This window comes from Cupriavidus mimosae, assembly GCF_023952485.1.
In the GTDB taxonomy this organism is placed as follows: domain Bacteria; phylum Pseudomonadota; class Gammaproteobacteria; order Burkholderiales; family Burkholderiaceae; genus Cupriavidus; species Cupriavidus taiwanensis_C.
The window spans coordinates 74,630-96,875 of sequence record NZ_JALHRY010000004.1 but is presented as its reverse complement, the minus strand read 5'-3'; the positions used below and the strand labels follow the sequence as shown (position 1 = coordinate 96,875).

The window sequence follows — 22,246 nt, the reverse complement described above, 5'->3', positions numbered from 1 at the left end:
AGCAAGCGTCATGCCATCAGGCTTCGCCGGCTTCACCACATCGCATCCGACCAGCGGCGCGTGCCGCCGTGCCGGCCGGCTTTGCATATATTGCCGCCGGCGCCGTGCACGAATTACCGCACTGTCGTGGGCTTACCCGGTGGCCTTGCCCTGGCTGGCGCGCCTGAACTGCGTTGGCGCGTACCCGGTCCAGCGCAGGAAGGCGCGGCGAAAGGCTTCCTCGCTGGCAAAGCCAAGCTGCTCGGCGATCCTGCCGACGCTCCAGCGGGTGGTGCGCAAGCATTGCTCGGCGTATTCCTGCAGGCTGTGCTCGCGCAATTGCCGGTAGCTGCTGCCGTCCGCCGCGAGCCGGCGGCGCAGCGTCGGTTCGCTGACATCGAAGCGGACTGCCAGCTCGCCCAGCGTGGGCAGCCGGGCGCCATGCACCAGCGCCGCATGCAGCGTGCCGCGCACTTGCTGGCTCAGCGACACCACCTCGACCGGCGCCCCGACCAGCCGGTAAGGCAAGTCCTTCAGGAAAGCCTGAAGCTCCGCGGCCTGGCGCACCACCGGCCGGTCGAGCAAGGCCTGGTCGAAGTCGAAGCCGTAGGCCGGGTTGCCGGACGTCACCGGCGCATGGAACAGGCCGAGAAACGGCAAGGCGTCCTCGCGCCGCGGATGCGCCAGGCTTACCCGGGTCGGTCGTATCGGCTGGCCTACCAGCCAGCCGAACAGCAGCAGGTAGAAAAACAGCCCGGTCAGGTCTACCAGGCAGGCTGCCGACGATTTCACCCGCCGCAGCGAATCCATCTGAAACACCGCCTGGCCCGCGCGCTCGCGCAGGCCAAGCGCGCCGGCGCGCGGATACAGCATCGCGCAGAAATCGGCCGCGCAGTGGATCGCCTCGCGCAGCGTCTGGCAACTCAACACGCAGCGGCACAGCAAATCCACTTCCTGCTTGCACATGGGCGGGTGGCCGTCGCCTTTGGCGACCAGCGCTTCCAGCCGCTCGATCGCGGCGCGATAGAGCGCGGTGAACTGTGCCGGCCGCGGCGGTTCCGTGCCGGCGGCCGGTACCTCCACGCCCTGCCGTTTCAGCTCATCCAGCAAGCGCTGCACCATGCCGTGCGGAACAGGGACGGGACTCCCCGGGAGGTGGGCATTCATGGGCGCTGATCGTGATTGCTTCGGTAGCGGTGATTGATCGTCCGGGTAGGGGTGCGTGGCCAACGGGCCCTCCATAATCGTCCCGGCAGCCATGGAGGTTGCCATGCGCGCAGCACCATGCCTATACGGGACAACCCATGAGAGGACGCCACACCCACATGATCCACGTGCTCGATGAAATCGTGCTCGCGCCCGGCCAGCTGACCGCGGTGCTTGAGCTGCTGGAATCCCGCTACCTGCCCGGCAGCGCTGCCAGGGGCCTGGCCCTGCTGCATCGCTGGGTGTCGCCACCCGTGGCGCTGCAAGATGCGCCCAATACGTTGTGGCTGCTGTGGCAAGTGCCGGATGCGCCGGCGTATTACGCCATGCGCGCCGGCATTGACGGTTCCGCCCTCGCCTTCTGGTCGACGGTCGGCTCCCTGTGCCAGTCGCGCCGCCGCCATGTGATGGCCGCCGCGACAAACGTGCTGCCACAGCCGAAGGAGCATTGCGATGCGCCTTGAGACTGCGCAACTGCACCTGCACACCGGCATTTGCGACGGGATGCCCGACCCCGGGCCAGCCCTGCTCGACCGCGTTGAAAGGCTGCCGGGCCTGCACCGGGTGGCGCTCGGCCGCAACCTGACCGGAAGCTGGGGCGCCGGCGACTACACGCTCGACCTGCAGTTCAAGCCCGGCTCGCCAGCCGCGCAGGCTAATGCCGCGGGCCTCGCCGCGGTAATGGACGGCATCGCAACGGTCGATCACGTCGCCTACCGCGCGATCGCGGACGGCATGCGTGCGCCGCAACTGCGCGACGGCATCTGGCGCACGCTGATGTTCCGGGTCCGCCCTGAGGCGCAGCCGTGGCAGGTCCACGCGCTGGAGCAGGACCTGCTGCGGATGCCGGCGTACATGCCCCGCATTCGCAACTGGCGGCTGGGACGCGTGGTGTCGCCGGGCACATGGACCCATGTCTGGCAGCAGGAGTTCGCCGGCACGGACGACCTGCTGGGCGAATACCTGATGCACCCGTTCCATTGGGGACGGGTCGACCGCTGGTTCGACCCGGAGTTTCCGGAATGGACGGTCGAGGCGATCTGCCATGCCTTCTGCCCGCTCGCGACCAGCCTGATTGTCAGCCAGATTGCCAGCCACAACCATAAGGAGGAAACCGCACCATGACCGCACACGGAACACTGACAGGAAAGATCGCGCTGGTGACCGGCGCCAGCCGCGGCATCGGCCGTGCCATCGCGCAGCGCTTCGCGGCGGAAGGCGCGCTGGTGGTGGCGAGCGCACGGCGCGCCGGCAGCTCCGGGGAAGATCCTGGCACGCTGGCCGAGACCGTGGCGCTGATCAGGCGGCAAGGCGGCCGCGCCATGGCGCTGGCGGCGGATCTCGACGATGCCGCGCAGCGCGACCAGCTTGTGCTGCGGGCCGCCGAGGCCGCGGGGGGCCTGGACATCCTGGTCAACAATGCCGGCCTGGCCGAATACATCCCCATCGACGCAATGCCGCTGGACATCTTCGACCGTACCGTGGACCACTACCTGCGCATCCCGTTCGTGCTGAGCCGCGCCGCGATACCGCTGATGCGCGCACGCGGTGCGGGGTGGATCCTGAACCTGGGCTCGGTCACGGCGCTGTCGCCGGCACGGCCCTACCAGGACTTTGACCGCGCCGGCGGCGTCACCGCCTACGCGGCCGTCAAGGCCGCCGTCAACCGGTTCACCGAAGGCCTGGCCGCGGAACTGGAGGCCGACGGTATCGCCGTCAATTCGGTGGCGCCAAGCACCGCGATCCTTACGCCGGGCAGCGAGCGCTATATCCCCGACGGCTATCCCACCGAGCCCGTGGAATACCTGGTGGAAACCGCGCTGGCGCTATGCAGCGTGCCGGCACGGTTGCACACCGGCCAGATCGCCCATAGCCTGCACTTTCCCCTTGCGCATGGACTGGAGGTCCGCACGCTCGACGGCAAAGGCGTGCTGCCGCCGCCCGTCATTCCGGCCTGGGCCCATCCGGCGCTGGGCCAGCCCGAACTGCCGGCGAGGTAGCCTCATGGAACAGAACATGCGCGCGGTCCTGATCGACCGCCACGGCGGGTCCGAGGTCATCCGGCTTGGTGAGGTCGCAACGCCGAAGCCGGCAGCCGGCGAAGTCCTGATCCGCGTCGCCTGCGCCGGCGTGAATCCCGCCGACTGGAAATGCCGCGAAGGTTATCTGAGCGCCTTCATGCAGGCCGGCTTTCCCTTCGTGCTTGGCTTCGATGCCAGCGGCGTGGTGGCCGCGGTCGGTGCCGGTGTCACGGGCTTCGTGCGCGGACAGCGGGTGTTCGCGCAAACCGGAGTCGGCGCCGGCCAATGGGGATCGTATGCGGAATACGTGGCCGTCGGCCAGGATTGCGTGGTGCCGATTCCGGACAATCTCGGATTCGCCGAAGCCGCGGCGGTGCCGACACCGGCGCTGGCCGCCTGGACCGGACTGTTCGATGACGGCGGACTGCGCCCGGGCCAGACCGTGCTGGTGCACGGCGGCGCGGGCGCGGTCGGCACGTTCGCCGTGCAGCTGGCCAGGGCCGCCGGCGCCGCCGTCGCCGCCACCTGCAGCGCGGCCCGCCGCGACGCGCTGCTGGCGCTCGGCTGCGACCTGGCCATCGACTACCGCGCAAGCGATATCGGCGACGCCGTGCGGGCCTGGGCGCCGGCCGGCGTCGACCTGGTGCTCGACGCGGTGGGAGGCGGCACCCTGCCGATGGGGCTGGACCTGCTCCGGCCCGGCGGCATCCTGGTGACCATCCTGACGCTGGTCAGCGGCGACCACGCCCCCGATCCCGCCGAGGCCGCGCGGCGCGGCGTGCGCACCGCCGTCGCGTTCAGCAAGATGCCAAGCGGCGCGCGCCTGGGCGAAATCGCCGCACTGCTGCACAGCGGGCGTTTGCGGCCGCCTCGCATCGAATGCCTGCCGCTGGCACAGGCCGGGCACGCGCTCGAGCTGGTACGGTCAGGCCAGGCGGCGAGCAAACTGGTGCTGCGTGTCGGCGGGCCGTGGAACGCGTGAAGGACAGGCACCGGCGTTCATACCCGCTCTCCCTTCGCCAGCGGGACCGCGTGCCCGGCCCGGTTCACATCGCGCATCAGTGCCGTACTGACAAAGGCGATCACGCTGAGCGCACCCAGGTACCAGACGATGTATGCGGGGTCGCCGCCGCCATGATTCAACAGTGACGTGGCCACGATGGGCGCCAGGCCCCCGCCGATCGCACCGGACACCTGCACCGCGATCGAGATGCCGCTATAGCGGACCTCGGGCGGAAACTGGGCGGAGAACAGGCTGCCTTCAGGGCCGTACAGGCATGCGTAGACGAGGCCGATCGCGACGGCCATGGCAATCGTGACATTGCCTGCATCGAGCGTTTGCAGCAGCGCGAAGAACTGCGGCGCAAAGACCAGGATCCCTACGGTACCGGCCATGAATACCCACTTGAAGCTAAAGCGGTCGCCCAGAATGCCGAACAGCGGCATGGTGAACATCGCGACCGCAGCGCCCCACACCGTGGCATCGAGCATCACGGTCTTGGCTATGCCGAGCGTGCCGGTGGCGTAGGCCAGGGCAAAGGTCGCCACGGTGTAGAACCACGTGACTTCCGACAGGCGGCCACCGACCACGGTCAGGACCTGGCGCGGATAGCGGCGCAGCACCACCAGCGCCGGCATCTCGACCTTGTCGCCCGACTTTTTCATTTGCTCGAAGTCGGGGGATTCGCTCACTTTGGCCCGGATGAACCAGCCTACCGCCAGCAGCACCACGCTCGCCAGGAACGGCACGCGCCATCCCCACGTCAGCATGTCGTGCTCCGGCAGCGTCGCGACCATGCCCATCGCCAGCGAGGACAGGATCAGGCCCGGTGCGACCCCTGCCTGCGGCAGGCTGCCAAAGAAGCCCTTCTTGCCTTCGGGCGCGTGCTCGACCGCCATCAGCACCGCGCCGCCCCACTCGCCCCCTACGGCGACGCCTTGCAGGAAACGCAGCAGCACGAGCGCGACCGCGGCCCAGTAACCGATGCTGTCATAGGACGGGATCAGGCCGATGAGGATGGTCGGGATGCCCATCATGAACAGCGTGATCAGCAGCATGGACTTGCGTCCGACGCGGTCGCCGAAATGGCCAAAGACAATGCCACCCAACGGGCGCGCGAAGAAGCCGACCGAGTAGGTGGCAAACGCTGCCAGGGTCCCGGTCAGCGGATCGAACGAGGGAAAGAAAATCTTGTTGAAGATCAGGGCCGCGGCGGTGCCGTAGAGGAAGAAGTCATACCATTCGATGGTCGTGCCCATCATGCTGGCGAGGCCCGCCGTGATGTAGTGGCGGCGCGAGCGCATGCCTTGTTGCGTGGTCATCGTCTTGTCTCCTTGTCTGTTCTGATGCGTGCTGCCAGCGCGTCACGGCTTGACGTACGGCGCGATGCCGTGCGTCTGGCGCGCCCAGTACGCGAACGTGGAGTTGACGATGGACGGCTTCAGCAGGTAGTCGTGAGCCTCCCTGGCCAGCTCGTCAGCGACCGGCGTGAGCGGGCCGAATGCCTGGGCGCGGATCTGCATGCGGGCAGCGCGCTCGAGATAGACGGAGAGGTAGGTCGCCTCTTCGCAGGTCTTGCCTGCGGTCAGATAGCCGTGGTGCGCGAGGATGATGGCGCGCTTGTCACCGAGCGCTTCCGAGATGATCACGCCTTCCTGGTCCGCGATCGGGACCCCCGGCCAGTTGCCGAGGAACGCGCAGTCGTTGTGCAGGGGGGTCATGTCCATCTGCGCGATGACCAGAGGCTGGCGTGCGGCAGCAAGCGCGCTGGCCCACGGCGAATGGGTATGGATGATGGCGTTGACGTCCGGCCGGGCGTCGTAGACCCACAGGTGGAAGCGCGTCGCCGGGTTGGCCATGCCGCCGCCGCTCAGCGTGTTGAGATCGCGATCGACCTCGATAAAATCCGCCGGCGTCGCTTCGTCGAAGCCAAGTCCGAAACGCAGCGTCCAGTAAGCGCCCGGACGTTCGGAACGGACACTGATCTGGCCCGCCAGGCCGGCTTCCTGCTCCGTCATGGCCAGGATCCGGCAGGCATAGGCCATGGTTTCCTGCGTGGTGCGCGACTGGCTCGGCAGATGCTTCGCCATGTCGCTGGACGCGCGCTGGTCGAAGTACGACTTGTCTCTGAGGGGGGCGTTCATACTGGTTTTCTCCGGGTTTTCCCTGCGACAAGAGGTCGTCGAAAGGGTCGGGATCCAGTATGGGATTGGGGTTCCACGCGAGCTACGGAGCCGGCTTCATAGCAGCTATGTCATGGCTTCACGTGTCCAGCGCCTTGGCAACCTGGAGCGCACAGGAGAGCAAGGCCGCGGCCAGCGGCAAGGGCTGGCGCTCGGGATGCGCCACCGCCACCATGCGCCGCTTCAACAGCGGCGCATGGATCTTCACCTTGCACAGGCCATACTCGGCCAGCAGCTTGTCGGGCAGGCGGCTCGGCAGGATGCATGACCCGACCCCGGCGGAAACCAGCTTGAGCATGGCGTCCACCGTTTCCGCCTCTGCGACATAAGCGCCCTTCAGGCCGGCGCTATCGAGCATCCGTCGCAGCGCATAGCCATGCGGGAAGGCAACCAGGCGCAGGTCGCGGCCGCCCAGGTCGATGCCGGGATCGTCCGCAGCCGGGGCCGCGCTGCCCTGCTCCACCAGGCACATGGTATCGTCGAAGAGCGGATAAACCGCCAGCGCGGCCGTGTCCACCGCGGTATCGTAGGCCACGCCCAGATCCGCCTTGCCGCTTTCCACCAGGGCCACGACCTCCGGCGAACTGCGCCCCATCATCGACAGGTTGACCCCGGGATGCGCACTGACGAAACTCGCCACCACATCGCCGATGAAGTAATAGCTGACCGTGTGGACCAGGGCCAGCCTTACCGTCCCTTCGGTACTGCCATGCGCGTCGCGGATCATGTCCACGGCGTGATCGATGGCGCGATAGGGCCCTTCGATCGCTTCCTGCAGCTTTTGCCCGGCCTCCGTCAGGGCAACGCCACGCCCCGTTCGCGTAAACAACGCCTTGCCCAGGTGGGCTTCGAGCGCGGCCAGTTGCTTGCTGACGCCGGACTGCGTCTGGTTCAGGTCATCCGCAGCCTTCGACAATGACTTCAGCGAGGCGATACGCAAAAAGCTGCGCAGCAGGCGGTCTGGCGTTTCCATGTCGGGGGGCAGGTAGTTTTGCTGCCATTCTGCATGGGGCGTGGCCGCGGCCGCAACCGCAACCGCGCCCCGGCGTGGCAGCGTGCGCAAACTGGCCCGCAACGACTCTCCTGGCCTCACGCCGCAGTGCGGATCCTTCCGCCAGCGGGCCGCGGGCCTCACGCCCGTCACAGGCGACCTGCCGGGCGCTTGAGGCAACGGTCACTAACGCTGACTTACCGTGACCGGAACGATTTGTTCCAGCCGGTCCAGCAGCAACTCTTTTTGCTGCTCGGGCAACCTGACCAGGCTGGGATACATGTTGATCAAAGCCATCCGTTGCGCGGGTGACCGGGTACGCAGCAGCATGAGCAATCCTGCCTTCTCACGGTCCGACAGCGATGACAGGTGCGGTAGCGCGCCAAGTTGCGCAAGTTCGGGGGAGTCTGCAGAAGGCACGGCAGTTTCGTCGGTCACTGCTGAAGGTGCCGGGATTTCCCGCGCAGGCGGCGTGCCTTGCGCAGCGAACGGACTCTGTCCTGATGACGCTTGCTGCGGAGCGGTCATGGATACCGGAGCCGGATCTCCTCCTCCGCATCCGGCGAGCAGCAGGCTGAACCCCAGCATCCACGGGACCTGCCGGTAGTGGTGCGGCGCAGGTGAGACGGCCCGCACGCAGTCATTGAGGTGAAGGTCTTGTCGCATGGCGAATCATCCAATGATTCAGGAAAAGGCAGGCGTGGTACCGCACGCAATGACGGTACCCGCCGTAGCCGATTGCGGCGTGCCCGCAGTGCTGGCACGCCTTCCCAATGGCTCAGGACGCTCTCGCCGGTGTCGGATGTTCCGGTATCAGTGAATGTGCCGAAGCCTGTGCCAGGCCGATCAGGGACCGACGATGCTGATATAAGGCTGGGTGAAGCCGGCGAACGTGACCGTATACACGAAGCTCGTAAGGGTCGGCCCCCCCAGCAGCAGCTTGGTCCAGTTTCCGTTGGGGCAGACAGCCGCGTTTTGTAGTTCCGTGGCGGTCGGCGCCGACGTGCTGAGCGGCGGCACCACCAGTTGCCCGTTCCGGGATGGCCGCAGGGTTCCCGAGGAAGTCGCCTCCGTGGTCTGGGTCTTCACCTCGACGATCTGGCCGCCACGGTTCTGGCACTGCACCGTGCCGGAGTAAGTCGCCGACAGAATCGCTGTCGCATTGGTGTTGCCCACGCCTCCGATGGTGGTCCCGGTACAGTTCACATCGAGGGACGAGTCCACCGAACATACGGGCTCGGCAGAGCCGTTGGCATAGTGGGCCCCGTTCGGCCCATTGGCGGCGACGGTTTCGGCCCAGGCCGCGGGAGCGGCCAGCAACGCAGCCAATGAAACCAGGGCTAGATTCTTCATGTTCGTCTCCAGAGAATCTATTGCCCCCGGATGAGAAATAACGGCTTGCTGTTTACGTTGTTCTTCTTTAATCGATCAAGTAGAGGCAGGGTTTTCCGGTTCCGCTCCAGTTCTGTAATTGCGTACTACCAAATAAAGTGGTCGAAAATATTCGTGCGCCCGAGAAAGAGGGGATTTCGTCCCTGGCGACGTCGAAAATTATAGTTAAAGCGTGGCCTCGAACCGGGGATTTTTTCTTCGCGTTGTGTTTAATTTCGCACCCTATCCTTGCGCGCCACGCTGCCCCACCACCTATGCTTGATGTTTATGGCCGCGCTAGTCTCAGGCGCCGGCGAACCATTACCTGGCGGGCCTGGAATTCACGATGCAAGCGCAACGCCGTGATCGCCGCGCGCCACTCCTTGCATGCTTGAATTTGCGCAGCCTGGCTGCCGTACAGCGCCGCCGCATCCGACCTGGTCATCCATTGTGGTGGGCGAACTCTTTCGCCCCCCCCAAAGGCAAATGGCAAGACCCCGCCACACGCCATACCCAAAATGGATGATGGAACTTCGACGTTGCCAATCTAACCTTCCGGTGTAAATCGACGGAGGGAAACAATGATTACTTTTGACGGCACCAGGAAAGGCATCAGAAGCTCTCGCCTGATCGCCATCACCATGGTAATTGCGCTCGGCCTGAGCGGATGCGGTGGTTACGGTGATGCCAACGTGACTGCGGCTCCGAATGATTCTGTTAACCATTCATTTAATCAGAAAGGAGGTACTGGCTGAATTGAAGTGAGCCGCGCCCCCGCGTGGCGTGGCGTAATCCGAAAGAGCCGCCGGTGGGTACCTCGTGCGCGAGACGGTGCGGAGCCTGCAGCGGCGCCAAGCGTGTTGTTGCATTACTCAGGAATCCTGGAGGAAATCAAAATGAACAAGAACAATATTGCCCGCGCCATCCTCGCTGCCATCCTGCCACTGGCGGCGGCGTTTCCATCCGGCCAGGCGATGTCGGCCGGGCAGAACGGCACGACCCTGGCAGCCTCGAAGACGCTCGACATCTGCGCTGTGCCGGGTACCGGCAACTGGCGGTATTCCGGCGTGGTGTCGGTATGGAACCAGGGCGCCATCGACACGGTCGGACTTACCATTGACGACTGGATCCAGAACAAGGTGTCCGGGCCCAACTTCCTGGACGTCTATCATGCCCTGTATGCCACCGGCACTGAAATCCCGGCCGGCACCACCCAGCTTACCGCGGTCACGTTTCCCTATAGCTATGACGGTGCGCCGCTGAGCGGCACGATCCGCAACATCGCAAGGGTGAAGATCCTGAATCACTCCGGCTCGCTCAATATCCCCACCGGCCCGGAACCGAAATTTACCTTCGTTGGTGACGTGCAGCCGTGCCCGATGCCCGGCGGCTGCGTCTACACGCAAGGCTACTGGGGCAACAAGCCCGGCGTGGTCTGGCCACTGCCTTACAGCCGCAGTGCGCCGTTCTTCAACAGCGGCTTGACCTGGCAGCAGATCCTGGATACGCCCGCCGGCGGTAACGGATATATCATCCTGGGTGTCCAGTACATTGCCGCAGTGCTGAACCAGGCCAGCGGCGCTGCCGTTCCGGCCGGCATTCAGTCGGTCCTGAGCGACGCACAAAGCTTCTTCTCGGGCACCAGCACCCCGGACGTGGCATGTCCGGCCGCAAACTCCTGCGGCACGCAAAAGACCTGGGGCGGAACCCTGGATTCGTACAACAACGGCGTCTATCCCGGCGGACCTTCACATTGCGATTGACGCCAGTCCTTGTTTCGGGTCATCGCTAAAGGACTCGCCCCCCGGGGCCCGTTCCGCCCGCTGCCCAGTGCAGCGGGCGGAAGATACTCTTCCCATGGTCTCGGCGCCATGTCCCGGCCAAGATCCGTTGGCCCTGCTCGGCCATTTGGCGGATAGGAGAAACCCACAGCAGCGTCCATATTCCGGAATCCGGATCTGGAAATTCCCGAGTGAAAGCTGATGGTCTTGCGCACCGGGAGGCGCGATGCCCATCGCAGCACAGGCCATGCGGCATGCCAGGTCCGATGCGAATCCGGGAGGCATGATGACCCCAGCCAGCCAGCTCAATCCGGCCGATGCCGACGATGAGGCCCTGATCGACGACATCTATGCCGCCGGACTGGGAGAGCAGCCATGGCAGACCGTGTTGCATGCGCTCCGACGCAAGACGGGGGTGAGGCTGGTGAACCTGCTCACACTTGACGCCATCTCTCCCTGGCTGGCACCGGTGGCGGTGGCGGGCGACGATGACGCCTGGACTGCGGCGGCACTGCAAAGCTACGGCACCGAATTCTTCCGATACGATCCCGCGCTTCCGATTATGCACAAATGGGAGACCGGCCACTGGCTCGACGATGTCGACGTGTGCTCGCCCAGACAACAGGCGCGCGACATCTTCCAACAGGAGTTCATGCGTGCCCGTGGCTTGGAGCATTGGTCCGCATTGAAGCTGTATCAGAATGGCCAGCGCAGCGGCTTCATGAGCTTTATGGCCGAATGCGACGCACCGCCGCTGACCGAAGAGCAACACAACACCATCGCCCGGCTGTGCAGGCACGTGAGCCGGGCCTCGCTGCTGGGCCTGCGCATCCGGCATCTCGAAGAAAAGGCACTGCTGGCAGAGTGCATGCTGGAGTCGCTGGACTCCGCGGTCTGGTTGCTTGACACGGATCGCCGCGTCTTGTCTTGCAACGCGGCCGCGCGCACGCTGATGGCGAGCCAGAGCACCCGGCTGCGCGTGGTGCATGGCCGCCTGATTCCGGAAGGCTGCTCCGAGTCGATGCAATGGCAGGCGGCCTGCATGAACGGCCTGCTCTCGCTGCTGCCGGCAGGGACCCAGGGTGATGCCGCGCATCCCCTGCATTTCAGCCTGATTCGCCTTCCGCCCGGCACGCAACTGGCACGGACCTGGCAACGTCCCCTGACGCTGATGACCTTTCGCGTGATGCGTGGGCCTGGCGAGCGCGTACGCCGGCTGCTTCTGGTGTATGGCCTGTCGGAAGCGGAAGCCAGCGTGTGTGTGCTGATGTGCTGCGATGGCCTGACTCCGCAAGACTGCGCAGACAGAAGACAGGTAAGCATCGCGACGATCCGCACCCAGATCAAGTCGATCTACGCCAAGACCAATATGCAGCGGCACGGCGATCTCGTGCGGCTGGTCTTGTCACTTTGACGCCAAGCGCATGGGCACCGTTCTCCGTGCTCGCAGCCCGGAAAACGCAGCGGCATTGCACCCCCCCTGCGGGTCGATCCTGTGCAGCGCGCCGTGCCTCGGGCACGGCGCGCCGGGTCTCGCGCGGGCTGTGTCCCCGCTCTGCACCCCCTCAGGCCGCATCCCGCCGCGCCGCGCCGCGATACTGCGCCAGCAGCGCCTCGCGCCGCACCGCCGCCGCGGCCATGCTGGCTTCCTTCACGTGACCGTAGCCACGGACATCGTCAGGCAGCGCGGCCAGGGCCAGCGCGGTGTCGAGGTTGTCCGCGCTCAGTGAAGCCGCGAACTCTTCGACCATGGCCAGGTAGTCGCTGACCAGCGCGCGCTCGGCGCGGCGCTCGGCGGTCTTGCCGAACACGTCCAGCACGGTGCCGCGCAGACTCTTCAGGCGCGCCAGCAGGCGGAATGCCGTCATGGTACGGGGACCGAAGCGACGCTTGACCAGATGGCCCTTGGCGTCAGTCTTGGCCAGCAGCGGCGGTGCCAGCCAGAAATTGAGCTGGTAGTCGCGGCCGGGCTCGCCTTCGAACTGCGCGCGCAGCTTGTCGAGGAAGGCGGGATCGGTGTACAGGCGCGCCACCTCGTACTCGTCCTTGTACGCCATCAGCTTGGCCAGGTTGCGGGCCACGGCCTCGGTCAGCGGCAGCTTGCGGTCGATGCCCAGCTGCTGCTCCGCGGCGCGGATGCGGGCAACGGCGTCGCGATAGCGCGCGGCATAGGCGGCGTTCTGGTAGTCGGTCAGCAGCGCCTCGCGCTTGCGGATCAGCGCGTCGAGCGTCTGCGGCATCGCCACCACCTGCGCGCTGGCGGCGGCCGGCGCAGCTGGCAGCAGCGCCTTGACCGCGGCCTCGCCGTGGTGGGCGAGGTAACGGCCCCATTCGAAGGCGAGACGGTTCTTGTCGACCGACACCCCATTGAGTTCGATCGCGCGCACCAGGCTGGCGTGCTGCAGCGGGATCCAGCCCTTCTGCCAGGCAAAGCCCAGCAGCAGCGGGTTGGAGTAGATCGCGTCGGCCAGCAGGGTCACGGCCCAGGCGCTGGCGTCAAAGAAGGCGCAGGCCTCGCCCACGCTGGCGCGCAGGTCCTGCTCGGCGCTGGCGCCGGGGAATTTCCACTTCGGATTCTTGATGAACTCCGCGGTGGGGGTGTTGGCGCTGTTGACCACGGCGGCGGTCAGGCCGTGCCGGACCTTGGACAGCACTTCGGCCGAGGCCGAAACGATGGCGTCGCCGCCGATCACCAGGCGCGCCTCGCCGGTGGCGATGCGGGTCGCATGCAGGTGTTCCGGGGCCGGCGCGATCTGCACGTGGCTGATCACCGCCCCGCCCTTCTGCGCCAGGCCCGCCATGTCGAGCACGGTCACGCCCTTGCGCTCCAGGTGCGAGGCCATGCCCAGCAGCCCGCCGATGGTGACCACGCCGGTGCCGCCGACGCCGGTGACCAGCACGCCGTAAGGCCGCTCCAGCGCCGGCAGCCGCGGCTGCGGCAGCGCCGCGAAGTCGGCGCCGCTGCCCTTGCCAGCCGCAGCCGCGGGCTTGCGCACCTGCGCGCCCTCGGCGGTGACGAAGCTGGGGCAGAAGCCGTTCACGCAGGAGAAGTCCTTGTTGCACGACGACTGGTTGATCCGCCGCTTGGTGCCGAGCTCAGTCTCGAGCGGCTCCACCGACAGGCAGTTGGACTTGGCCGAGCAGTCGCCGCAGCCTTCGCACACCGCATCGTTGATAAAGGCGCGCTTGGCCGGATCCGGATAGGTGCCGCGCTTGCGGCGGCGGCGCTTCTCGGTGGCGCAGGTCTGGTCGTAGATCAGGATGGTGACGCCTTCGGTGTCGCGCAGCTCAAGCTGCACGGCATCGAGCTGGTCGCGATGGAGCACCGCCACGCCGGACGGCAGCATCGCGCCATCGCCATACTTGGCGGGCTCGTCGGTGACCACCACCAGCTTCTTCGCGCCCTCGGCCAGCACCTGGTGCGCGATCTGCGGCACCGTCAGCACGCCGTCGATGGGCTGTCCACCGGTCATCGCCACCGCGTCGTTGAACAGGATCTTGTAGGTGATGTTGGCCCGGGCCGCGATCGACGCGCGGATCGCCAGCAGCCCCGAGTGGAAGTACGTGCCGTCGCCCAGGTTGGCGAACACGTGCTTGTCGTCGGTGAAATGCATCTGCCCGGTCCACGCCACGCCCTCGCCGCCCATCTGGCTGAAGGTCTCGGTATTGCGGTCCATCCACAAGGTCATGTAGTGGCAGCCGATGCCGGCCAGCGCGCGCGAGCCCTCCGGTACGCGCGTCGAGGTGTTGTGCGGGCAGCCCGAGCAGAACCACGGCTTGCGCTCCACCGCGATGCGCGGCTGCGCCGCCTCGCGCTCCTTGGCCTCGATCAGCGCCACGCGCGCGGCGATGCGTGCGCGCACCTCGGCCGGCAGGTCGAAGCGTTCCAGCCGGCGCGCGATGGCCTTGGCGATCAGCGCCGGCGACAGCTCGTAGTGGGCCGGCAGCAGCCAGTCGCCGCGCGGCACCGACCACTCGCCGCCGTCGTTGCCGCGCTGGTCAAACTTGCCGAAAACCTTGGGCCGCACATCCTCGCGCCAGTTGTACAGCTCTTCCTTCAGTGCGTATTCGAGGATCTGGCGCTTTTCTTCGACCACCAGGATCTCTTCCAGGCCGGTGGCGAATTCGCGCGCGCCGTGCGCCTCCAGCGGCCACACGCAGCCAACCTTGTAGACGCGGATGCCGATGCGGGCGCAGGTGTCGTCATCCAGACCCAGGTCCACCAGCGCCTGGCGCACGTCCAGGTACGCCTTGCCGGCGGTCATGATGCCGAAGCGCGCGTTGGGCGAATCGAGCACCACCCGGTTCAGGCGGTTGGCCCGCACGTAGGCCAGCGCCGCATACCACTTGTGGTCGAGCAGCCGCGCTTCCTGCTCCAGCGGGGAATCGGGCCAGCGGATATTGAGGCCGCCCGCCGGCATGGCAAAGTCCTGCGGCAGCGCGACCTGCACGCGGTTGGGGTCGATCTCGACCGAGGCGGTCGACTCGACCACGTCGGTGACGCACTTCATCGCCACCCACAGGCCGGAATAGCGGCTCATGGCCCAGCCGTGCAGGCCGTAATCCAGGTATTCCTGCACGTTGGCGGGATACAGCACCGGGATGCCGGCCGCCTGCAGCACGTGCTCGGACTGGTGCGCCACGGTGGAAGACTTGGCGGCATGGTCGTCGCCGGCCAGCAGCAGCACGCCGCCATGGCGCGACGAGCCGGCCGAATTGGCGTGCTTGAGCACGTCGATGGAGCGGTCGACGCCGGGCCCCTTGCCATACCACATCGAGAACACGCCATCGCGCTTGGCGCCGGGGAACAGGTTGACCTGCTGGCTGCCCCATACCGCGGTGGCGGCGAGGTCTTCGTTGACGCCCGGCTGGAACACCACGTCGCTGGCTGCGAGATGCTGCTTGGCCTTCCACAGCGCCTGGTCGACGCCGCCCAGCGGCGAGCCGCGGTAGCCCGAGACAAAGCCGGCGGTATTGAGCCCGGCGGCGCGGTCGCGCGCCTTCTGCAGCATCGGCAGGCGCACCAGCGCCTGCACGCCGCTCAGGTAGACACGGCCCTGGTCCAGGGTGTACTTGTCGTCCAGGCTGGCGCTGGCCAGGGCTTCGAGCAAGGCGGGATTGAGCGGGGCATTCACGATGTGGGTCTCCGGGCTTCGTTCTGGTTGCTTTATTTGCTGTCCGAAGGAGTGTAGAAACCGCCGCGATCATCGTAAAATCATCAATTCCAACACCTGATATCTGCAAAACGGATACCTCGGAGACACCATGTTCAAGGCGCGCGAAGGTTCGGAAAGACTGGCCAAGGAAGTCACGCTGCGGCAATTCCGCTATTTCGTCGCGGCGGCGGAAACCGGGCAGTTCTCGATGGCGGCGACCGCCGAGCACGTGTCGCAGTCGGCCGTGACCAATGCCGTGCTGGCGCTGGAGCAGCGCCTGGGCGTGCGCCTGTTCGAGCGGCGGCCGCATGGCGTGACGCTGACGGCTGAAGGCCACCTGTTCTTCCAGCACGCCCGCCAGATCCTGGATTCGGTCGAAGACGCACTGCGCGAGCCGCGCTTCCAGGTGCACGGGCTGCAGGGCAGCGTGCGGCTGGCGGCGTCCTACACCGTGCTGGGATACTTTTTGCCGGGATTGCTGGCGCGCTTCCGCACCAACTATCCGGATATCGAACTGGACCTGCTCGACATGGACCGCCCTGACATCGAGCGCGCCGTGCTGGCGGGCGAGATCGAGTTCGGCATCGCGCTGCTGTCCAACCTGGAGAAGCCCCAGCGCTTCCAGCGCCATACGCTGATGCGGTCGCGGCGCCAGCTATGGACCTCGGCCAGCCATCCGCTGCTGGAGGTGGAGCGGCCTTCGCTGCGCGATATCGCGGCGTATCCGTACCTGCTCATCACCGTCGACGAGGCCGAGGACTCAACACTGCGCTACTGGCGCAGCCACCGGCTCGCGCCCAATGTCGCCTTCCGCACCGGTTCGATGGAAGCGCTGCGCGGGCTGGTGGCGCATGGCTTCGGCGTCACCGTGCTGTCCGACATGGTGTATCGGCCGTGGTCGCTGGAGGGCAAGCAGATCGAGGCCCGGCCGATTGCCAATGCGGTGCCCGACATGGAGGTCGGCATGCTGTGGCAGCCCGGCCGCAAGCTGGGCAAGCCGGCCGATGCGCTGCGTGAATTCCTGATCCACGCTTGCGGCAGCTGAAGCGCGCAAGCGTGTAGCGGGCCGGCTTGCCCCGGCGCGGAGCCTTTAATTCAGCGTGGCGCCAGCCTGCTTGACAATGCGCGCATGCTTGTCCAGCTCGCTCCGGAAGAACGGCACCGCCGCGTCGGCGCCGGTGCCCGTCACCACCAGCCCTTGCGCCGACAGTTGCTCCTGCACCTCGCGTTCGCGCAGCGTGGCCTGGATCTTCGCCTGGAGGTCCTGCACACCCGGTTTCGGCATGCCCGCCGGACCGACGATCGCCAGCCACGCGTCGAAGCTGTAGCGCGGCACGCCCGACTCCGCCAGCGTTGGCACCTCGGGCAGCGCCGGCACCCGCTGCGCGGTGGACACGGCGATCGCCCGCAGCTTGCCCGCCTTGATCAGGGGCAGCACCGCCTGCACGGTCAGGAAGCCCATCTGCACCTGGCCGCCGACCAGGTCGGTGGTGTAGTTGCCGGCGCCTTTGTACGGCACATGGCGGATGTCCACCCTGGCCTCCGTGGCGAAGAGCTGGCCGGCCAGGTGCAGCACCGTGCCGTTGCCCGACGAGCCATAGTTCAGTTCGCCCGGCTTCGACTTCAGCAGCGCCAGCAGGTCCCTGGTGTTGTGCGCGCTCACCGCGGGATTGACCACCAGCACCAGCGGCAGCGTGCCGATCACCGTGATCGGCGTGATGTCCTGCAGCGCGTCATACGGCAGGCTCTTGTAGATGAACGGGTTGATGACGTGGTTCGACGAGATCAGGCCCAGCGTCGAGCCGTCCTTCGGCGCGCGCACGATCTGCTGGGTGCCCGGCACGCCGCCGGCGCCGGCGATATTCTCGACCACCACCGACTGGCCCAGCTGCTTGCCCAGCGGCTGGCTCAGCGCGCGGGCCACGGCGTCGGCCTGTGAGCCGGGCTGGGTCGGCACGATCAGCCTGAGCGGCTTGCCATCCTGCGCATGGGCTGGAACGGCCTGGCCGCCAAGCATTGCCAGCGTGGTCAGGGCCGCAAGCGCCTTGCACGCCTGTCGAATCAGCGAGGTCTGCATGTGTTGTCTCCGTGGGTCGAATCGCACCGTGGACGGTGGCTTTGGCACGGAGTGTAGGGTTGCGACGCCGCGGTGGCCGAGTGCTAATGCGCTGCACCGGGTATCTCAGCCCGGCATAGCTTCGCCCCCCGCCTGCGGCTGCAGTGCCGCGATCATCGCGGCGATCGCCCGCAGCCGCGGTTGCTTGTACGGGGCATAGATGCGCAACTGGCGCTGGCGCCACGGTTCATCCAGCGGCACGCGCACAAAGCGCCGCGTTCCCGCATAGGCCGCGCCGGCACTGGCTGGCAGCACGGCGATGCCCAGTCCCGCCTCCACCATGCGGCAGGCGGCCTCGAAACTGGAGACCGCCACGCCCTGGTTGAACGGCAGCCGCAGGTTGGCCGCCTGCTCGCGCAGGTCCTGGTCGAGCGCGCCGCCCGGCTGCACCACCACCAGCGGATGTTCCAGCACCTCGGCATAGCGCATGCGCTTGCGCCGGGCCAGCGCATGCGACGACGGCACCACCACATTGAGCGGATCGCTGGCGAAGGCCCATGATTCCAGCCCGCCCGGCGTCTTGGCCGCGACGCCGATGCCGACGTCGGCGCGGTCATCCAGGCAGGCACGTAGCGTTTCCGCGGTGGAGCGCTCGTACAGCGCGATCTCGACCAGCGGATGCGCCGCCTTGAACGCATGCAGGCGCTCCGGCAGGAAACCGATGATGGCCGATGGGCTGGCCGACACCCGCACCACGCCGGCGACCCGATCCCCCAAATCCTGCACCTCGCGCGCAAAGCTGGCGATGTCCTCGTTCAGCTTGCGCCCCAACTCCAGCGCGCGGGCGCCGGCATCGGTCAGCACCACGCCGGCAGGCGAGCGCACGAACAGCACCACCCCCAGGCTGCGCTCCAGTTCCGCGATGCGCCGGCTCAGCGCCGACTGGGCGATATGCTCGGTTTCAGCCGCGCGCTTGATCGAGCCCTCGCGGGCCGCGGCCAGGAACAGCTGGATGTTGACGGGATCGATGCGGTGCATGGGTCAGTGCGCCCGGGTGGGCAGGCCGGAATGTCGCCCGATACTAACCTTGCGGCGAGCGTCACGCATGACCACCGGGTTTACCCTGATATGTCTGACTCAGATAGCCGCGATGCCGCATCAGCGCTTCGTGCGCGCGCGCCAGGGCCGGTAGAGTTGCGCCGAAATGCCTTCGGAGATCCTGCATGAGCGCCATCGGGGCCACGGCCCGCATCCTGTTCCTCGCCGACTCGGCGTCGGCCATGACGGCACAGCTGCAGGGGCAGCCGATGACGCTGGCCACCGCCGGCGCCCTGCGCGACGACGTTTCCACGGACGAGATCACGCCGGTGCCGATCCTGACGCACTATGACGACGCGCTCGGCCGCTTTCCCTATACCGGCTACAAGGTCGAAGGTGTCTGCCCGGTCCCGCCCGGCGCGATCCGCGACGGCGGCTTCACCGTGACCATTGCCGGCAACCGCTACGGCAAGGGCTCGTCGCGCGAGCATAGTCCGGCGGCGGAGCAGCTGGCCGGCATCCGCCTCGTCATCGCCCGCAGCTTCGAGCGCATCTACCGCCAGAATGCCGACAACATCGGCCTGTTCACCTCGACCGACTTCAGCCTGCTCACCCGGCTGGAGCACGGCGGGCCCATCGACGCGGACACGCTGGTGGCCGGGCGCGACGCCCTCGCCGCCGCCATCCTGCGGCATGGCGGCCTGCTCAGGCTCGGCCAGGCGTACCTGAGCAACGTGGAACCCGCGCCCTCCGGCCACCCCGTCGGCCCGCAGACCCTGTTCGAGAAAATCGTGCAACGGCATCTGCTCGCAACGCCGGTGACGCCGGAGCGCCCGGTCGCGGGCGACGGCATTTTCGTGCGGGCCGACTGGCGCTTTATCCACGAGTACTACACCGGCATGTGCGCCCACATGCTGCACGCGGCGTTCGGCAAGCCGCTGCAGCTCAGGGATGCGGACCGCATCGTGGTGTTCGAGGACCACACCTCCTATGTCGGCGAAAGCCCGGCCCACGTGCGCGGCGGCCTGGTCGACAACGTCGTGCGCATGTGCGCGGCGCAACGCGACTTCGTGCGCGACTACCAGCTCCGGTGCCACCGCACGCTGACCGAGGACGAGTCACGCGGCGCCGCGGTCGCTCGTGCGGCCGGCATCTCGCACGCCATGATGGCCGAGCGCTATGCCCTGCCGGGGCAGGTCGTGGTCGGCACCGATTCCCACACCCCGCACAGCGGCGCGCTGGGCTGCGTGGCGTTCGGCGTCGGCACCACCGACATGGCCAACGCCTTCGTAACCGGCGCGGTGCGCATGACGCTGCCGCAATGCCTGCTGGTGCGCCTGCACGGCGTGCTGGCGCCGGGCGTCACCGCCAAGGACGTGGTGCTGCACCTGCTGGCCCGGGCCGACATCAAGGCCGGCGCCGGCGTCGGCAAGGTGTTCGAGTTCACCGGACCGGTCGTCAGCGCGATGTCGATCGACGAGCGCGCCACGCTGACCAATATGTGCGCCGAACTGGGCGGCTTCACCGGCATCGTCGCGCCCGATGCCGAGACCGTGCGCTTCCTGAAGGAAAGGCGCGGCATCGATTTCGAGATCGCGCCCTGGATGCGCAGCGATGACGGCGCCGCGTTCGCCGCCATGCTGGACATCGATTGCGGCGCGCTCGAACCCATGGTGGCCCGCCCCGGCGATCCGGGCAACGGCATGCCGCTCGCCGCGCTGACGCTGCGGGTGCCCGTCGACATTGCCTACGGCGGCTCCTGCACGGCGGGCAAGCGCGAGGACTTCGACCGGTACCACGAAGTGCTGCACTGGGCCGTGCAACGCGGCCTGCGCCTTGCGCCGCAGGTCACGCTCTACCTGCAGTTCGGCACCACCGACGTGCGCGACTATTGCATCCGCCAGGGCTACATGGAGACGTTCCAGGCGATCGGCGCGCGCATCCTCCAGCCGTCGTGCGGCGCCTGCGCCAACTGCGGCCCGGGGTCGTCGGAGCGGCCGGCGCAGGTGACGGTCAGCTCGATCAACCGCAACTTCCCCGGGCGCTCCGGTCCGGGGCAGGTCTGGCTGGCCAGCCCGCCCACGGTGGCGGCCAGTGCGATCTGCGGGGAACTGGTGTCGTTCGAGGATTTGCAGCAGCGCTACGCCGACGGCGCGGCTTAGGCAAAGCCAGCCGAAACTGGCCCGGCCGCACCGCTGCCGGCATCAGCCGCCCGGCCCCGCCTTAGCACAGTCCGTGCCGAAGTCCGCCAGGCAGTGCAGGTCCAGCGCCCGGATTGCATCCGTCATAAAGTCGACGAACACGCGGATGCGCGACGGCAGGTGCTGGCGGCTCAGGTAGCAGAGATAGTGCCCGCGATCGTCCGGCGCATGCCGGCCCAGCGCGGTGACCAGCGCGCCGCGCGCGATCAGCTCGCACACCTGGTAGCCCGCCATCTGTGCCAGGCCCATGCCGTCGAGCACCGCCGCCAGCACCAGGTCCGGGTCGTTGAAGGTCAGCCTTGCGGTAGGCAGGACCTTGCGCAGGTGCCCGTCGACCTTGAACTCCCATTCCAGCACGCGCGCGCCGCCGACACGGGTATGGATGCATTGATGCCGGGCGAGATCGTCCAGCGTCAGCGGCAAGCCGTGCCGCGCGGCATACGCCGGCGACGCGCACACCGCCATCTGCATCGGGATCAGTTGCCTGGCGATGATGCTGGAATCCTCGATACGCCCGTTGCGGAACGCCACATCGATCTTCTCCGCCGCGAAATCCAGCGGACGGTCATCCAGCAGCAGGTCGAGCGAGATCTCCGGATAGGCTGCCGAGAACCGGGTCAGCAGCGGCGCCACCACTTTGCGCCCGAAGCCCGTCGCCGCGCTAATGCGCAGCACGCCGCTGGGCGGCCCCTGGCGCAGCGCCAGCATGTCGTTCATGGCTTCGACGATTTGCGCCACCCCCTGGTGGCAGTTCTCGAAGAAGCGCTCGCCCTCGCGCGTCAGGCGGGTCGAACGCGTGGTGCGCAGGAACAGCCGCGTGCTGAGCTGCGCTTCCAGCTTCTGCACATTGCGGCTGACTGCGGAGCGACCGATGCCCAGCCGCTCACCCGCCCTGGAGAAGCTGCCTTCGGTGGCGACCGCCATGAAGGCGATGATGCCGGCGTAGCTGGCCGCGAAGCTGGCGGACAGGCCGTCCGCGCGCTCGGGGGCGCGGTCGGGCGCACCCTCGCGCCGGCCGTGCTGCTGGCCCCGTTGCAACGGGCCGGTTGTGCCCATGTCCGGGCCGGCGCGCCTGGCGGGAGACGCCGGACGGAGATCGGGAACGACGATGTCCATGTCAATGCCTTTCGGCGCAATGCCAGGGTTCAGGTCCGCGTTGCGCGGTGCATGACCATGCCGGGATCTTAATGACCCGCCGCGGGCCGGGTAAATGCCAGATGCCCCTCGATTTCTGCCAGCCGGCCGCTGCGACACGCAACATTG

The 22,246-nt window shown here is 67.2% G+C and carries 19 protein-coding genes; 9 read left to right on the top strand and 10 right to left on the bottom strand.

The window, feature by feature from the left end:
• Positions 1-132: 132 nt before the first annotated feature.
• Positions 133-1,146 carry an AraC family transcriptional regulator gene (locus tag MKD50_RS09100; protein ID WP_252666936.1) on the bottom strand — a complete coding sequence of 338 codons (1,014 nt, stop codon included), beginning with the start codon at positions 1,144-1,146 and terminating at the stop codon, positions 133-135.
• A 158-nt stretch (positions 1,147-1,304) separates the two neighbouring features.
• On the opposite strand from MKD50_RS09100, the gene MKD50_RS09095 reads away from it, so the two are divergent.
• Genes MKD50_RS09095 through MKD50_RS09080 form a run of 4 tightly spaced genes read left to right on the top strand, consistent with a single transcriptional unit; the run spans position 1,305 to position 4,188 of the window.
• Positions 1,305-1,649 carry a hypothetical protein gene (locus MKD50_RS09095; protein WP_115700157.1) on the top strand — a complete coding sequence of 115 codons (345 nt, stop codon included), beginning with the start codon at positions 1,305-1,307 and terminating at the stop codon, positions 1,647-1,649.
• Entirely contained in the window at positions 1,639-2,310 is a 672-nt protein-coding gene (locus MKD50_RS09090) for a Dabb family protein (RefSeq protein WP_252666935.1), read from the top strand. Before MKD50_RS09095 ends, MKD50_RS09090 begins: the two co-directional genes overlap by 11 nt.
• Positions 2,307-3,185 (top strand): SDR family NAD(P)-dependent oxidoreductase, encoded by an 879-nt coding sequence (locus MKD50_RS09085; RefSeq protein WP_252666934.1) that lies wholly within the window; start codon positions 2,307-2,309, stop codon positions 3,183-3,185. The genes MKD50_RS09090 and MKD50_RS09085 overlap by 4 nt, the downstream gene beginning before the upstream one ends.
• 16 nt (positions 3,186-3,201) lie before the next feature.
• Entirely contained in the window at positions 3,202-4,188 is a 987-nt protein-coding gene (locus MKD50_RS09080; RefSeq protein WP_371925325.1) for an NADP-dependent oxidoreductase, read from the top strand.
• Positions 4,189-4,205: 17 nt separating this feature from the next.
• Here the strand turns inward: MKD50_RS09080 and MKD50_RS09075 are convergent, their stop codons facing one another.
• The 5 genes from MKD50_RS09075 to MKD50_RS09055 all read right to left on the bottom strand — a co-directional run bounded on the left by MKD50_RS09075 (position 4,206) and on the right by MKD50_RS09055 (position 8,733).
• Positions 4,206-5,528 carry an MFS transporter gene (locus tag MKD50_RS09075; RefSeq protein ID WP_252666932.1) on the bottom strand — a complete coding sequence of 441 codons (1,323 nt, stop codon included), beginning with the start codon at positions 5,526-5,528 and terminating at the stop codon, positions 4,206-4,208.
• A gap of 42 nt (positions 5,529-5,570) precedes the next feature.
• Entirely contained in the window at positions 5,571-6,350 is a 780-nt protein-coding gene (locus tag MKD50_RS09070) for an aldolase (RefSeq protein ID WP_252666931.1), read from the bottom strand.
• Positions 6,351-6,468: 118 nt separating this feature from the next.
• On the bottom strand, positions 6,469-7,362 hold the full coding sequence (locus tag MKD50_RS09065; protein ID WP_252666930.1) for a LysR family transcriptional regulator: 894 nt from the start codon (positions 7,360-7,362) through the stop codon (positions 6,469-6,471).
• Positions 7,363-7,566: 204 nt separating this feature from the next.
• A complete protein-coding gene (locus MKD50_RS09060; RefSeq protein WP_240071967.1) occupies positions 7,567-8,046 on the bottom strand; it encodes a hypothetical protein in 480 nt (159 codons plus the stop codon).
• A 180-nt stretch (positions 8,047-8,226) separates the two neighbouring features.
• Positions 8,227-8,733, bottom strand: coding sequence for a hypothetical protein (locus tag MKD50_RS09055; protein WP_252666929.1), 507 nt, complete (start codon positions 8,731-8,733; stop codon positions 8,227-8,229).
• 599 nt (positions 8,734-9,332) lie between these two features.
• On the opposite strand from MKD50_RS09055, the gene MKD50_RS09050 reads away from it, so the two are divergent.
• The 3 genes from MKD50_RS09050 (at position 9,333) to MKD50_RS09040 (ending at position 11,946) form a co-directional block, all read left to right on the top strand.
• Positions 9,333-9,506 (top strand): hypothetical protein, encoded by a 174-nt coding sequence (locus MKD50_RS09050; RefSeq protein ID WP_252666928.1) that lies wholly within the window; start codon positions 9,333-9,335, stop codon positions 9,504-9,506.
• Positions 9,507-9,608: 102 nt separating this feature from the next.
• On the top strand, positions 9,609-10,514 hold the full coding sequence (locus MKD50_RS09045) for a hypothetical protein (protein WP_252666927.1): 906 nt from the start codon (positions 9,609-9,611) through the stop codon (positions 10,512-10,514).
• A gap of 244 nt (positions 10,515-10,758) precedes the next feature.
• Complete coding sequence (locus tag MKD50_RS09040) at positions 10,759-11,946, top strand: helix-turn-helix transcriptional regulator (RefSeq protein WP_252666926.1); 1,188 nt, start codon at positions 10,759-10,761, stop codon at positions 11,944-11,946.
• A 151-nt stretch (positions 11,947-12,097) separates the two neighbouring features.
• Here the strand turns inward: MKD50_RS09040 and MKD50_RS09035 are convergent, their stop codons facing one another.
• A complete protein-coding gene (locus MKD50_RS09035; protein WP_252666925.1) occupies positions 12,098-15,667 on the bottom strand; it encodes an indolepyruvate ferredoxin oxidoreductase family protein in 3,570 nt (1,189 codons plus the stop codon).
• 130 nt (positions 15,668-15,797) lie between these two features.
• On the opposite strand from MKD50_RS09035, the gene MKD50_RS09030 reads away from it, so the two are divergent.
• A complete protein-coding gene (locus tag MKD50_RS09030; RefSeq protein WP_115700146.1) occupies positions 15,798-16,733 on the top strand; it encodes a LysR substrate-binding domain-containing protein in 936 nt (311 codons plus the stop codon).
• A gap of 45 nt (positions 16,734-16,778) precedes the next feature.
• Here MKD50_RS09030 and MKD50_RS09025 read toward each other — a convergent pair whose 3' ends face one another.
• Both MKD50_RS09025 and MKD50_RS09020 read right to left on the bottom strand, forming a co-directional pair.
• Entirely contained in the window at positions 16,779-17,765 is a 987-nt protein-coding gene (locus MKD50_RS09025) for a Bug family tripartite tricarboxylate transporter substrate binding protein (protein ID WP_252666924.1), read from the bottom strand.
• A gap of 105 nt (positions 17,766-17,870) precedes the next feature.
• Positions 17,871-18,782: a LysR family transcriptional regulator gene (locus MKD50_RS09020; RefSeq protein WP_252666923.1), complete on the bottom strand. Its 912-nt coding sequence runs from the start codon at positions 18,780-18,782 to the stop codon at positions 17,871-17,873.
• 185 nt (positions 18,783-18,967) lie between these two features.
• On the opposite strand from MKD50_RS09020, the gene MKD50_RS09015 reads away from it, so the two are divergent.
• Entirely contained in the window at positions 18,968-20,944 is a 1,977-nt protein-coding gene (locus tag MKD50_RS09015; RefSeq protein ID WP_252666922.1) for an aconitase family protein, read from the top strand.
• Positions 20,945-20,986: 42 nt separating this feature from the next.
• On the opposite strand, the gene MKD50_RS09010 is transcribed toward MKD50_RS09015, so the two are convergent.
• Entirely contained in the window at positions 20,987-22,099 is a 1,113-nt protein-coding gene (locus MKD50_RS09010; protein ID WP_252666921.1) for a LysR family transcriptional regulator, read from the bottom strand.
• Between the last annotated feature and the right edge of the window lie 147 nt (positions 22,100-22,246).

Coding starts and splice junctions, on each gene's coding strand:
- MKD50_RS09100 (WP_252666936.1), bottom strand. CDS start 1,146: ATGAATGCCCACCTCCCGGGGAGTCCCGTCCCTGTTCCGCACGGCATG.
- MKD50_RS09095 (WP_115700157.1), top strand. CDS start 1,305: ATGATCCACGTGCTCGATGAAATCGTGCTCGCGCCCGGCCAGCTGACC.
- MKD50_RS09090 (WP_252666935.1), top strand. CDS start 1,639: ATGCGCCTTGAGACTGCGCAACTGCACCTGCACACCGGCATTTGCGAC.
- MKD50_RS09085 (WP_252666934.1), top strand. CDS start 2,307: ATGACCGCACACGGAACACTGACAGGAAAGATCGCGCTGGTGACCGGC.
- MKD50_RS09080 (WP_371925325.1), top strand. CDS start 3,202: ATGCGCGCGGTCCTGATCGACCGCCACGGCGGGTCCGAGGTCATCCGG.
- MKD50_RS09075 (WP_252666932.1), bottom strand. CDS start 5,528: ATGACCACGCAACAAGGCATGCGCTCGCGCCGCCACTACATCACGGCG.
- MKD50_RS09070 (WP_252666931.1), bottom strand. CDS start 6,350: ATGAACGCCCCCCTCAGAGACAAGTCGTACTTCGACCAGCGCGCGTCC.
- MKD50_RS09065 (WP_252666930.1), bottom strand. CDS start 7,362: ATGGAAACGCCAGACCGCCTGCTGCGCAGCTTTTTGCGTATCGCCTCG.
- MKD50_RS09060 (WP_240071967.1), bottom strand. CDS start 8,046: ATGCGACAAGACCTTCACCTCAATGACTGCGTGCGGGCCGTCTCACCT.
- MKD50_RS09055 (WP_252666929.1), bottom strand. CDS start 8,733: ATGAAGAATCTAGCCCTGGTTTCATTGGCTGCGTTGCTGGCCGCTCCC.
- MKD50_RS09050 (WP_252666928.1), top strand. CDS start 9,333: ATGATTACTTTTGACGGCACCAGGAAAGGCATCAGAAGCTCTCGCCTG.
- MKD50_RS09040 (WP_252666926.1), top strand. CDS start 10,759: ATGCCCATCGCAGCACAGGCCATGCGGCATGCCAGGTCCGATGCGAAT.
- MKD50_RS09030 (WP_115700146.1), top strand. CDS start 15,798: ATGTTCAAGGCGCGCGAAGGTTCGGAAAGACTGGCCAAGGAAGTCACG.
- MKD50_RS09025 (WP_252666924.1), bottom strand. CDS start 17,765: ATGCAGACCTCGCTGATTCGACAGGCGTGCAAGGCGCTTGCGGCCCTG.
- MKD50_RS09020 (WP_252666923.1), bottom strand. CDS start 18,782: ATGCACCGCATCGATCCCGTCAACATCCAGCTGTTCCTGGCCGCGGCC.
- MKD50_RS09015 (WP_252666922.1), top strand. CDS start 18,968: ATGAGCGCCATCGGGGCCACGGCCCGCATCCTGTTCCTCGCCGACTCG.
- MKD50_RS09010 (WP_252666921.1), bottom strand. CDS start 22,099: ATGGACATCGTCGTTCCCGATCTCCGTCCGGCGTCTCCCGCCAGGCGC.